Origin of the sequence: Psychrobacter faecalis (assembly GCF_016107575.1) — a bacterium.
Taxonomy (GTDB): Bacteria; Pseudomonadota; Gammaproteobacteria; order Pseudomonadales; family Moraxellaceae; genus Psychrobacter; species Psychrobacter faecalis.
Genome location: NZ_JABAST010000017.1, coordinates 48,537 through 62,276 on the forward strand (window position 1 = coordinate 48,537; position 13,740 = coordinate 62,276).

Annotated in this window: 9 protein-coding genes; 8 read left to right on the top strand and 1 reads right to left on the bottom strand. The window is 43.9% G+C overall.

Annotated elements, in window-relative coordinates; genetic code table 11:
* Positions 1-210: 210 nt before the first annotated feature.
* From JFC07_RS07170 to JFC07_RS07200, 7 genes are all read left to right on the top strand, one after another.
* Positions 211-1,863, top strand: a complete 1,653-nt coding sequence (locus JFC07_RS07170) for a cardiolipin synthase (protein WP_198328738.1) — start codon at positions 211-213, stop codon at positions 1,861-1,863.
* Between the two features lie 113 nt (positions 1,864-1,976).
* Entirely contained in the window at positions 1,977-3,455 is a 1,479-nt protein-coding gene (locus tag JFC07_RS07175; RefSeq protein ID WP_198328739.1) for a tetratricopeptide repeat protein, read from the top strand.
* Between the two features lie 187 nt (positions 3,456-3,642).
* A complete protein-coding gene (locus JFC07_RS07180; protein WP_198328740.1) occupies positions 3,643-5,253 on the top strand; it encodes a 3-deoxy-D-manno-octulosonic acid transferase in 1,611 nt (536 codons plus the stop codon).
* Between the two features lie 20 nt (positions 5,254-5,273).
* A complete protein-coding gene (locus JFC07_RS07185; RefSeq protein ID WP_198328741.1) occupies positions 5,274-6,035 on the top strand; it encodes a 16S rRNA (uracil(1498)-N(3))-methyltransferase in 762 nt (253 codons plus the stop codon).
* A gap of 217 nt (positions 6,036-6,252) precedes the next feature.
* A complete protein-coding gene (locus JFC07_RS07190; RefSeq protein WP_198328742.1) occupies positions 6,253-7,392 on the top strand; it encodes a Fe(3+) ABC transporter substrate-binding protein in 1,140 nt (379 codons plus the stop codon).
* 97 nt (positions 7,393-7,489) lie between these two features.
* On the top strand, positions 7,490-9,172 hold the full coding sequence (locus JFC07_RS07195; protein ID WP_068404604.1) for an ABC transporter permease: 1,683 nt from the start codon (positions 7,490-7,492) through the stop codon (positions 9,170-9,172).
* Positions 9,173-9,325: 153 nt separating this feature from the next.
* On the top strand, positions 9,326-10,795 hold the full coding sequence (locus JFC07_RS07200; RefSeq protein ID WP_198328743.1) for an ABC transporter ATP-binding protein: 1,470 nt from the start codon (positions 9,326-9,328) through the stop codon (positions 10,793-10,795).
* 46 nt (positions 10,796-10,841) lie between these two features.
* Here JFC07_RS07200 and JFC07_RS07205 read toward each other — a convergent pair whose 3' ends face one another.
* Entirely contained in the window at positions 10,842-11,735 is an 894-nt protein-coding gene (locus JFC07_RS07205; protein WP_198328744.1) for a methyltransferase domain-containing protein, read from the bottom strand.
* 191 nt (positions 11,736-11,926) lie between these two features.
* Between JFC07_RS07205 and JFC07_RS07210 the strand changes: the two genes are divergently transcribed.
* Positions 11,927-13,627 carry an alpha/beta hydrolase family protein gene (locus tag JFC07_RS07210; RefSeq protein ID WP_198328745.1) on the top strand — a complete coding sequence of 567 codons (1,701 nt, stop codon included), beginning with the start codon at positions 11,927-11,929 and terminating at the stop codon, positions 13,625-13,627.
* Positions 13,628-13,740 lie beyond the last annotated feature (113 nt).

Below are 13,740 nucleotides of genomic sequence, written 5' to 3' on the forward strand. Positions count from 1 at the left end.
TTTTATTAACCGTCACATTAAGCCGTAATTAGGGTGTTTATAGACCATATAACCGCTACATAGTTGGCTATTGCGTGCTCGCTAAAAGCCACTATACTGATAAAGCTTTTTGCATCTAACGAACAATACGTCTACTTATAGGGCGTCTACTTAATAAAACAGCGGGCTAATAACTAATTAATAGATGAATGATTTGAGTGATATAGGGTCATGGAGGTGAGCATAGATAATTTTAATATAGAAGCTCTGTCTATTGAAGACTACTTTACGACATGGTCGGTAGGAGACTTTGCGGGATTGGGTTTGATATTGCACGTGATTTTGATGATCGTCATGACCCTGCGTATCGTCTCGGTACAGCGCAATATCGGGGTATCGATTGCTTGGGTTGCCGTGCTTTATACTTTGCCTTTGGTTGGCTTTATTGCTTATATCTTATTGGGTGAGCCGATGATTGGGCGGCGTTATCGTGCGCGTATGAATCAGGCGCGGCTACTAATGAATGATATGGCTAAGCGTGAGCAAATGGTGTTTGATGAAGGTCAAGAGCTGCTACCCGATAATTATCGTGGGGTCAGTAAAATCGGTACGCGCTGGACAGGTTTTGGGGTGTTTCCCGGCCATCAAATGCAATTATTGACCACACCGAGTGCGATCTTTGGGCGCTTGATTGAAGATATTAATGCCGCTCAGCGCATTATCCTGATGGAGTTTTATATTATTTATCCAAAAGGTCAGATACTCGACGTCATGGATGCGCTGATGGCAGCGGCGCGGCGCGGCATAGAGTGCCATATTTTGGCGGATAGTGTGGGCAGTTTTAGCTTTTTTAATAGTAAACAGCATCGCATGTTAGAAGAAGCCGGGGTTTTTGTGCATCAGTCGCTACCGGTTGGTTTGTTTAAAACCCTATTTAAACGCTCAGATTTGCGTAATCATCGCAAAATTATCGTCATTGACGAACATATAGGCTATATCGGTAGCTTTAACTTGGTAGATCCAAAGTTTTTTAAACAAAATAAAAATGTCGGTCAATGGATTGATGTGGCGATACGCAGCGTCAGTCAAGAGCCGATAAATATTGCCACAGCGATGGCAAAAGTAGTGGTCACCGATATTGGCGCAGAAAATAAAGACAATCTCGATGCGCTCAATCACCGCGTGAATAACTATACGCGTAAGCTTTATGTCATGAGTCCGACTATTAATGATATCAATAGCCGCGTTAAAGTATTAGACGAGATTAGCGATACAGATGAGCTACCCGAGATTGGGTCGACATCGATTGTGATACCGCGTATGCCAGTCGTTGAGAATGTGTTAGCGCAGCTGATACCTTCGGCGCCGCAAGTGACGGCGCACGTGATTTATAATACCTTGATGACGGTGATTCATCGCGCCAATAAACGCATTCGCATTACCACGCCGTATTTTGTCCCCGATGAAGCCTTGTCAGGGGCGTTGACTACGGCGGCTAAACGTGGGGTTGAGGTGACGATTATTGTGCCCGAAAAGGTAGATTCATTTTTGGTGCAGCATGCCTCGCAAGCGTATTATCAAGAGCTACTCGAAGCCGGGGTAACCATTGCTTTATTTAAAGGTGGACTGCTGCATGCTAAAACCGTGGTTATTGACGATGATTATTGTCTGTTTGGTACGGTAAATATTGATATGCGCAGTTTTTATTTAAATATGGAGGTCAGCTTAGCGATTTATACGCCAGAAATGGTCGCGCAGGTTGCTGATTGCCAAGAAGTTTACTTGCAGAGTTGTCGGTTTTTAAGCTTAGAAGAATGGCAAGAGCGCCACGGGGCAGAGCGCTTATTTGATAATGTGGTGCGCTTATTTAGTCCTTTATTGTAGCGCTTTTGATTTTAGGTTAAGGTAAACTACTTATTTTTATTACCATCTTATTTTTATTATGATTTGAAATGTTGGTTTTCAAAACGCTCAACTTTAAAAGATAGGCTCGCCTTATGTCTGCATCGCCCTTAACACCGCTTGATTACATCGCAGCAGGCTATTGGCAAGATTTTTTAGCTGGCCGTTTTGTTGCCGGCGGCATGGCTTATGAAACGGAATTGCATCGATGCACACTCGATGAGTCGCTGGCAAGTTTACAGCGCGTAGATACTTTGCTGTCGCAGATACGCCGCGATATGGTTAGGTCGGGCAGCTGGGATGAAGCGGCGCTATTAATAGATGAGCGCTATCGTAATTTTATGGTATTTTTGGCATTTTATGCCGGGCGCGTATTGGCACAGCAATGGCAAAATACGCCGCATTGGTTCGGTGAGTTTGAGCTACGTAAGCGCTATCCGGCCTTACCGCTACTGACCGATGATTTTTATCAGCATATGGCCGTGGTTTATCGCGATGATGGTGAGGTTAATAATCAGTTTAATATGACTGACTCGCTATTTTTTGCTTTAGAGCCGATAGGACTGCGGCTGTTTGGTCATATTGATAGAGCGTTTCAAGCAGTGCAAGGTGGTCAAGTGGCAAGCGGGCTATATCAAGCAGTGAGTGCAAGACTACCAAACGCCATTGATAATACCCATATATTACCCGTAGACAGCGCACCACCTGCTGATAAAAACGTGACTGAAGTAGGAACGACTCAGCATAACAGACAAGACATTTATACAAATCGTGTTAATAGTAATGCTGATAACGGGCTGCAAACAATACCTGAAGTTGTCCAAACAGAGGCGGTATCAGCAAAGCCTAATTTATCGACCGCTTCATTAGAAAGCTCCACTGTACAAACTATAACGGCAGAAACTGCGTCAGTAGCATCTTCACAAGCAGCGTTAAAAGAAGTTGCAGTAAAACCAACAGTAAAACCCGCACCAACTCCAGAACTTTTTACTCAATTGCTGATAGAGCTTGATGAAATAGACGTCGCCCAAAGCGCTGGCAAGACAGAGTATGAGCAAGCCCGTAAAGTTTTAGATCAATTTGAGCAGCATATTGCTAAGCAAGAGAAACCGCGCGCGCAAGTTATGTTTTCAGCAAAGCATTTGGTAGCAAAGCAGCAAGCCCTAACAAGATTGCAAGACGCTGCCCATGCAGGTAATAGCGCGGCGATGCTACGTTTGGCGATGTATGAGCTGCTTAGTGAAGGAATAAATACGGATAAAGTGGCTGGTATGGAAGTAGGCGTAGAATGGGTTCAGAAAGCCGCGAGCAAAAACGACAGCCGTGCCCAGCGCCTATTAAGTAAGCTCTACTATCAAGGATTTGGCGTGCCGCAAGATATGACTAATGGGAAATACTGGCTTGAGCAAGCGGCCAAAAATGGTCATCCAGAAGCGGCCAGTTTGATGAGCCAATGGCGGCAAGCGCAAACGTTAATCAGCACACAAAAACAAGAGCAGCATAGCCTCAAACGTTATCAGCTATTGTTTGCGGTAATCATTGTTATTGCTATATTAATCTTCATTATTGTCTAAATACTTATTTTAAATTCTAGCTCTTAAATCCTCGTTTTTAAATCTTTGTTTCTGATAGCAAGTGCTTTAAAACTATTGTTTAGCATTAAATTCAGGTAGAATTGGCGCGTTTTTTATTGGCATTTTTTATTGTCATTTTATAACGTCACCTCCTATCGTCCGATCCATTACTAATCTGGGCTTCTTCATGCCATCTTCTGATAATTCCTTACCCTCTTTTGATAAGTCGACTCAGCCGATACAAAGCCGAGCTGTTTATAAGCCGCCTGTTTATTACCAAGTAACGATTGGGTTGCTAAAACCGCTCTATCGTCTGCAAGTATGGCGCCGCTCGCATAAGCGTGATAATTATCAGCAAGAAGTCGAGCAGCGTTTTGGTAAGCGCTATCCTGCGCCGCCTGTACCTAATGCCAAAGTTAAACCTAATGCGACTGCCAACGAAAATGGCAATCTTAAAGAGAGCAATGGCAAAAAAGTCATTTGGTGCCATGCGGTCTCTTTAGGCGAGACCAATACTGTCGCGCCTTTGCTGGATGCGCTATTGGCAAAAGGCTATCAGATATGGTTGACCAATACCACGCAGACTGGATATGCGCGCGGTGCCAGCCGCTTTGCCGATGATATTGCCCAAGGTCGCTTAAGCCATAGCTATGTTCCTGTCGATAGCCCTGCGGTGATTGAGACATTTTTAGGACATGTACAACCCGTCGCCGCCCTGTTTGTAGAAACCGAGCTTTGGGCCAATATCTTAACCAAACTGTCCGAGCATCATATTCCAAGTGTTTTGGTCAATGGACGGCTGTCGGCGTCTTCTTTTAAAAGCTATCAAAAAATTGGCGCTGTCAGTGCCAGTATGATGAAGAATTTGAGTTTGATTATTGCGCAGGATAATGAATCGGCAAAACGCTTTCGGCAATTGGGCGCTCATAGCGCGCAAATTCGGGTGGCAGGTTCGCTAAAATGGGTAATCAATACGCCAAAGCCAAAAAATGACAATAACAATGACGATAATATAAAAACAGCTGAAATAATAAACGATGGCGCAGACTTGGACTTAGATTTAGGCATAGCAGATCGTCCGATTTGGGTGGCAGCAAGCACCCATAGCGGTGAGGAAGAGATCGTATTATCATGGCAGCAGCAAATCCTATCTAACCCTTTATTAGCTAATAGTTTGCTGATTATCGTGCCAAGACATCCAGAGCGTTTTGATGAAGTGGCAGAGCTGATTGAAAAATCAGGATTGGCGATGGCGCGGCGTAGTGCTGAAGATGCCATTAGCGCAAATACTCAAGTCTATCTCGCTGATAGTATGGGTGAGTTGATGCGCTGGTATGCGCTTGCCGATGTGGCATTGGTAGGCGGCTCATTAGTCGATATTGGCGGACATAATCCCGTTGAGCCGGCAAGCGTAGCAACGCCAGTATTGATGGGTGCTTATACCCAATCTTGTCAAAGTGTGGTTGATAAGCTTGCTAGCGTTGGAGCGTTATATCAACCAAATAATGTGTTTTATAGCGCGATTAGTGCGAATGGCCAAGTATCTCAGCCGCTATTACAGCCGCATCGCTCTGAGAGTAAACAATCTTCTTCAGATGATGATGACAATCTTCTTTATCAGCAGCTAAAGTATTGGCTCAGTCATCTATCCTTAGCAAAACAGGCAGGGCGAGCGGGTGCAGCAATGACCGAGCAGCAGCAAGCAGTCTTGCATCGGCAGCTATCGATGATTGAAGGTGTTATTGAACAATACGCTCAACCATCTTTTGAGCAAGACCTGAGCCAAGACGTGAATTAACAGCGGATATAAGTGACGCTATGAACTGTATATTATTACCAGCGACCAACTTTCAACATGATAACGCGTCTGCGTATATCAGTGATTTGGCGCAAATTGCTCATGTGAATAAAGTGCTAAATGCCCAAGTAGGCGATAGGTTGAAAATTGGTCAGCTTGGTGGTCAGCTTGGTAGCGCTATCATTAAAAATATTACGCCTGACAGTATTCAGCTAAGTGATATAAAGCTGATCATCAATCCGCCACCAAAGCTTAATCTTACGGTGGTGTTGGCATTGCCACGGCCAAAGGTGTTACGCCGCCTAATCATGGATATGACCGCACTCGGCGTTAACGATATTATTCTTATCAATAGCTACCGTACGCAAAAAAGCTATTGGCAAAGTCCAATGCTAGCTCGCCTTGACGAGTTTGTGTTAGAAGGGTTGCAACAAGGCGTGGACACAATTGCGCCGCGCATTAGCCTGCAAAAACGCTTTAAACCCTTTGTCGAAGATAAGCTTGCAAGTTTAATCACCAATCGCGCTATCGTTGCTCATCCTTATAGCGCGCTGTCATTTGCGCAATATGTCCAGCAACCACTGGCAAAACCTAAGACAGCTCATGAATCGGTTTTACCAAGTATGGTATTTATCGGTGCTGAAGGTGGCTGGAATGATTATGAGATTGAGTTGCTTGCTGAGCAAGGATGTACGCTAGTTAATATCGGGCCACGCATCTTACGTACCGAAGCGGCGGTCAATGTCATTTTGGGACAATGGCTGCTACAAGGTCGAGATTAAGCTCAGGCAGATACATAAATCATTGATATCTTGTTAAAAATTAGACCAGTTTATCGGCACAGCAGGGCCAGATAAATGTATTGATAATTAATCTCATTTCTATTAGTATAATGTGTCTTAGATATTAAGGTCTTATTAATCCCGCTGTTTAATCATTTTCTAATGATTTTAATGTCGTCTTATCTCACTTATCCGTAGCACCATTATGGGGAATGCCATGTCATTAACTGCTATCAGTGCAAATCTATCTTCTAGTAAGCTTACTTTACCTATTGCTGTATTTAGCATGATGTTGGGTCTTGCGGGCTGTAGTAACTCATCGACGCCAGAAGAAAACGTAGATGCTGACACTACAACCACTGCTGAACAATCTGGCACTGAGCAAGAAGTGGCGAAAAATGATGACGCAACGGCCGCTGGTGGGCAAACCGTTACTATTTACTCATCACGTAATGAGCAGTTGATTAAACCGTTATTGGATAAATATACCGAAAAAACAGGCGTTAAAATTGAGCTGGTCACCGATAAAACCGGCCCATTGATGGCGCGTCTGCAAGCGGAAGGTAAAAACACGCCTGCGGATATGTTATTAACCGTTGACGCGGGTAATTTATGGCAAGCAGCGGAGCAGGGCTTATTGCAACCTGTGTCTTCTACTATTTTAGAAACCAATGTTCCTGCTAAATACCGTGATCCAAAAGGTCAGTGGACAGGTCTGTCTTTGCGCGCGCGTACAATTTTTTATGATCCAAGCAAAGTTAGCGCCGACCAACTATCTACTTATGCAGATTTGGCCGATCCAAAATGGAAAGGCAAACTTTGTCTGCGTTCATCAAAAGCTGTTTATAACCAATCATTGGTTGCAAGCATGATGGAAAATCTGGGCGAAGAAAAAACAGAAGAAATTATTCGTGGTTGGGTAGCTAACTTAGCAACAGACGTCTTTAGTGATGATACCAGTATGTTAGAGGCGATTGCCGCTGGTCAGTGTGAAGTGGGTATTGCTAACAGCTATTATTATGGTCGCCTGCTTGATGAAAAACCAAATTTCCCTGTAAAAATATTTTGGGCGAACCAAGGTACGACTGGTACTCATGTCAACATCTCTGGCGCTGGGGTTATCGCTAACTCAGACAATCCAAATGGTGCGCTTAAATTGATGGAGTGGTTATCTTCTGATGAGGCGCAAGGTCTTTATGCCAGTTCTGATAAAGAGTATCCTGTAAAAGTAGGTATCGATGAGTCAGAGCTACTCAGATCTTGGGGTCCGTTTAAACAAGACAGTATCAGCGTGCAGAAGTTTGGTGAGCTACAAACCCAAGCCATTCAAATGATGGATAAAGCGGGTTATAAATAACAGGCTACAAGTCGCTGAGCGGTTGGTTTTTAGCGATTAGATGTTTAGTCATCTAGCATCTAATCGCGTCATTATGCGTATGACTCGGTAACAATTTATGATAACAATGCCAGAAGCGTCTGCTAAACAAGACAATACTGTCAATGAAGCTAATAACGACAATAATAGCCCGTCTATCAGTCAAGACCATGTCGTCCGCAAACGTATTATCTCGAAATCAGTCTTAGGACTGATTTCGTTGTTTATGCTAGTACCGATTTTAATCGTACTATTATCGTGGACGCAGCCGGTCGCTGATATTTGGACCCACATGCGTCAATATGTGTTGCCGCAAGTGTTAAAAAATACCGTCATTTTATTGCTGATGGTGACACTGATTTCTGGCATTATCGGCACGGCACTTGCGTGGGTGACCAGTATGTACCGCTTCCCGGGACAGCGGTTTTTTGCGTGGGCGCTGATGCTGCCATTAGCGATGCCCGCTTATGTCTTAGCATTTGTCACTGTCGGTATCGTTGACTTTAGTGGACCGCTGCAAACGGCGTTAAGGGAGTTTGGTTTTACCACCGCTATTCCCTCGGTACGTAATGTTTGGGGCGCAGGTTTGGTATTGTCGTTGGCATTTTATCCTTATGTCTATTTGCTGGCACGCCAAGCGTTTTTATCGCAAGGCAGGCGCGCGATTGAAGCGGGGCAGATGCTTGGCTTAACTCGTAGTAAGGTGTTTTTTCGGCTGGCATTACCACAGGCGCTGCCTTGGGTCATTGGTGGTTTGCTGCTTGCTAGCATGGAAACGCTGGCAGATTTTGGTGCGGTATCGGTCTTTAATGTCGATACTTTTACCACGGCGATTTATAAAGCATGGTTTGGATTTTTTAGTCTAACCACTGCCGCGCAGTTGGCCGCATTATTAATCGGCGTGGTTTTTATCGTCGTCTTGTTTGAGCAGTATTGGCAAACCAAGCGTGGTAATACGGTGACGCAAGGTAGTAGCCAGCGTTTTGAAGCCAGTAAACCTGCGAAGTGGGGCATGGCGCTACTTTGTACGCTGGTATTTTTAATAGCGTTTTTGATTCCATTTTTGCAGCTGCTTTATTGGACCGCTTTAAACTTCCAGCAAGACTTTGACGCGCGTTATATTGATTTTGTTAGCAATAGTCTTATGGTTGCCAGTATGACGACGATATTTATCGCATTTTTGGCGATTATTATTGCGTGGGTCAAGCGTCAATATCCGGATAAATCGACCAAACTCATGACTACTTTAGCCAATTTGGGCTATGTGGTGCCGGGTACGGTCTTGGCGGTTGGGATATTTATTCCGATTGCGTGGCTTGATAATCAGCTGATAGCTTTTGGTATTACCTCAACGCAGTTTTTTTCTGGCAGCGTGATTGTGATGCTGCTCGCCTTGTCGACACGCTTTATGACAGTAAGCTTTCAGCCGGTCGACCGTCAGCTACAACGCTTGACCGTCAATCAAGAAGCGGCAGCGAAATTACTCAGTGATAGCCCATATCAGCGCTGGCGGCAAGTGATGCTACCCGTACTTAGCCCTGGGGTGTTAACTGGGTTATTAATGGGTTTTGTCGAAGTTATGAAAGAGATGCCGATTACTTTGATGACGCGGCGACAAGGCTGGGATACACTGGCAGTACGAGTGTTTGAGATGACCAGTGAAGGCATGTGGGGACGCGCCGCCTTGCCAAGTTTGTTGATTGTACTGGTTGGTCTTATTCCTGTTTGGATATTGCTGCGTCAAAGTGATAAACAAGGTTAAACGCCTTTATCATTAAGCAACCATAATCGAAGCGCTATAATCAAAGAGCCTTAATCAAAAAGCCCTAGTTAAAAAAGAAGTATTTTAAAAAAGCCATACCAAATACCGCGTCAATGATGGGTTTTATTCACTAATAGCTTACTGGTACCGTCTATGTATACTAACTTGATGAACGATTCAACCAATCCAGCAGCGCCTAAATCCGTCAAGGTGGGCGGCAAGCCAAGACCGGAGCATGTGAAAAAACCACCGACGACTTTATTAACCAAAGCTCAAGTAGCAAAGCTGCAAGCAGATAGAAGCTTGCCTAAAAATACAGCAAAACAAAATATATTAAAACAAAGCATATCAAAACAAGGTACTTTAAATCAAAGCGTTATAAATCAGACTGTCTCAAATCAAGAAGCAGCAGAACAGAGCCAATCGCAAGATAACCAAGCTATTAAAGCATCGACTAACAACACCAGCGCTGATGACGCTTACTTTAGCGTCCAAGATTTAATCGTTGGCTATAACGATACGATTATCGTTAATGGTTTGACGCTCGATTTACAGCAAGGTGAAATAGGCTGTTTTTTAGGTTATAGCGGCTGCGGTAAAACCACGGCGTTAAGGGCAATTGCTGGTTTAGAGCAAAGCCGCGGTGGCAAAATTCGCTTAAGTAATCAACGTCTGACCGAGCAGACAGCGCGCACCACCTTTGCGGTCGCGCCAGCCAAGCGCGGTATGGGCATGGTCTTTCAAGATTATGCGTTATTTGGCCATTTAAGCGTGGCAAAGAATATCGCTTTCGGTCTTAATAAATGGTCGGCTGCTGACAAAAAAGCGCGTGTTAAAGAAATGCTAGCACTTGTCGAATTGACGGAACATGCCGATAAACGTCCTAATGAGCTATCGGGTGGTCAGCAGCAGCGGGTGGCATTAGCACGTGCGTTGGCACCAAAGCCTAAACTCTTGCTACTTGATGAACCGTTTTCTAATTTAGATGTGGTACTACGTGAATCACTGGCGATGAGCGTGCGTGATATCCTTAAACGTACCAATACCACCGCTATTTTGGTCACCCATGATCAAAACGAAGCCTTTGCTTTAGCGGATAAAGTCGGGGTCATGGATAAAGGTAAATTGGTCCAGTGGGCCACGCCAAGTGAGCTATATCATGAGCCAATCAGCCCATTTGTCGCTGAGTTTGTCGGCGAAGGGGCAATGATAGACGGCATTATCAAAGAAGGTCATGTCGAAACCGTACTTGGTGATATTTATCGGCGCATGGAAGTCTATGACGAGTTAGGGCAGCCACTATATTGCGAGTACGACTATCCGAACGGCACACCGATTAAAGTATTGGTACGTCCTGATGATATCGTCCATGACGATGAAAGTGCGCAGACGGCTTTAGTCGTCGGACGCGTATTCCGCGGGGCAAACTATCTATATCGCTTACAGCTTGCTGACGGTCAAACCGTATTGTCCTTAGTTGCCAGTCATCATAACCATGAGATTGGCTCGCAAATTGGTATCTTGCCTATCTTAGAGCATGTAGTAGTGTTTGATGAAAAAGACATCAATGCCACCACCTGGTCAGAGTATGATAGATCCGAGCGCGTGGAAGAAATCAGATAGTTATCAGTTTTAAAGTTAACGCTGCTCTTTAAGCGTAGCGAGAGCCTTAAACTTGGCGCGTTGCCAATATATGCAGATAACGTCCCAGCCATTTATACGGCTCGAGTTGTGAGTAGCGTAGCTCCATACGTATTACCGCATCAGGGTCATTATGACCGCCACGTTTGAGCGGCGCATAATCGTGAAATACGCGCAAGCCACTGGCAAGTATGGTTTGATACTCATGCGTCTTTAGCCACGATTCTACTTCTTCTTTAGCGACCGGATGATTGGGTGTGAGGCTTTTTTTATTGTCCGCTTTATACTCTGTATTATCTAATAAGTTAAAATTACCCATAATAAGATTGCGATAATCAAAACTTGCCGGATTATAAAAGCACAGCGATAGCGCGCCATGTTCAGTTAAGTGCTTATCAAAAAAATCCATCACAGCGGCCGGTTCTGCCAACCATTCAAGCAGCGCATGACACATAATCAAATCAAACTTTTCCGTGTTACTCGCGAGCTTTTCTTCAAGCGCTTGATACGGACAAATATACCACCTAATATCTAAATCCTTTTCGACGCTTTCAGCGTTTGCTTGCGCTTTCTCCAGCATATTGGCTGAAATATCATTGATCACCAACTTATGTCCCTGAGCCGCAAGCTCAATGGCGATTTGCGCCAGACCTGCGCCGACATCTAGAATACGTAACGGTCGCCCAAGCATTTGGCTCATCTGCGTACAATAGATAAAAATATCACGGCGCAATACGGCCAAACGAATGTCGCCCTTTAAGCCGCCATAAACCTTTTTTTCAAAATGATCGGCAATCGCGTCAAAGCTGCGGTCTGTGCGCGTATCAGATTGTGCAATGGGCGGTATGATAGCTTGTTTGCTTGGCTGGCTAGTTGCGTGATGAATGGATGGACTGCTTGCTTGGCTCTCTTTTTGTTTCATAAAGTGCTCTGTTTTATCTAAAGTATTTGCAAGGGTTGTTTATAACTTTTATTGGATTTTAATAGGGTTTTAGCGTATAAATAGTACGGTTGAAGTATAGTTTTTTATTAAAGTATCTAAACTAAACTACACTTGTCCATTGCCTAGGATTTCAGGCAATTTTCTGTTTATCACTGCTAAGGATAGCAATCATGGTCTTACCCAATTCATCCATTATAAACAAACCCGCCATGACGCGTGGTCTATTATCGATCGCCATTGCCAGTAGCTTATTGCTCGTTGGTTGTAATGACGATAATGATAAGATTGGTTTTAATAATACGCCCCAACATATCGCCTCTTTTACTGCTGCTCAAATAGATCAAGAGTTGGAAGAAGCCTCAGAAATAGGTAAAGCAGTAACACCAGATGCTATTTGCGGTGTAACCGTAGAAAAAATTAGCTACCAAACTAAAGGGTCAGCAGGTGAGGCAACCAATGCAACGGCTGCTTTGATGCTACCCAGTGGTAGTGCTGATAAGTGTCAAGGTGACCGTCCTGTATTATTACATGCCCACGGTACAGCGACTGAAAAAAACTATGATTTCACGCAAGTGGGTAATACTGATAATCCAGCAGGTGTTAGAGCCACGCTGATGGCCGCGAACTTCGCAGCGCAAGGTTATATTGTAGTCGTACCAAACTATGCAGGGTACGATACCTCTACTTTAGATTATCATCCCTACTTAAATGCAAAGCAGCAATCAGAGGAGATGGTCACTGCACTAGATACGGCGCGTGCGCTTATTAAACAACAGCAAACTGCCAATAATGCTAACTATGTCAAGGTCAAAGATTCTGGTAAGTTATTCATAACCGGCTATTCACAAGGCGGGCACGTAGCTATGGCGACGGCTCGTTTATTACAGGATCAAAATAGAGTTGTTACCGCCATTGCACCATCATCAGGGCCTTATGCCCTAGCTGCTTTTGGTGATGCTATAGTTTCAGGTAATGTGAATGCTGGCGCCACTGCCTTCGTTCCGTTATTAGCTGTGAGTTTGCAAAAAGTAGATAATAAAATTTATCGCAATCCAACGGAAATTTTTTCCAAACAGTATGCGGATACTAAGCTACCAACAACATCAAGTTTTGAAGACTTGATAAAGACTGGTAAATTACCAAAGACCGCTTTATTTCAGTCAGCACCGACAGAAATACCTCAGCTTGACCCTGTTTCACCCAGTGATAAATTTGGTTTTGCAGAAGAAAACTATTTGATTCAAACCAGTTTTCGTGCCGCTTACCTAGCAGATGTTCGGTCAAATCCTGATGGTTTAGTGGGAGGGAATGGTTTACTACCAGCGGCTAGCCCGCAAAATGAATTGCGTAAAGCTCTAAAAGATAATGATTTGCGTGACTTCATTCCTCAAATGCCTACGCTTATCTGTGGTGGTAATCAAGATCCAACTGTATTTTTTGATCTGAATAGTGGCTCAATGGCTGCCATATTACAACAAGCAAACGCTGATTCTGCGAATAAACTTAACGTTACAGTTCTAGATGTTGATACTACTAACAATGATGATCGTGTACAAAATCCAATAACCCCGATCGGTTCAGCACTAGATAACCCATGGATGCTCACCTCAGCAATAACTGATGTCCAAACTAAATTTACAGGTACGGTTGATCAAGTCTCTACAACGGCTTATACAAAAGCTTACACCAATGCTTATCAAAAAGCGCTTGCCGACGGTAAAACAGCCGCTCAGGCTGATCTATTGGCTGTTAAAGTGGGCGAAGATGCTGCGCAATTTACTGTAGCTAGTACTTACCACGCTGGTCTGGTCAGCACTGCTTGTACACAAGCCACCCGTAAGTTCTTTGAGCAAAATTTTAATCAATCGTAAGATTGTTTAAGTTTGAGTCTAATATTCATACTAATAAAAAAAACTGTATCCTTTGGATTAATGCCAGTCAGTTAAGGCAAAAACTCAATAAAAGTAATAAAATAGCCCATCTA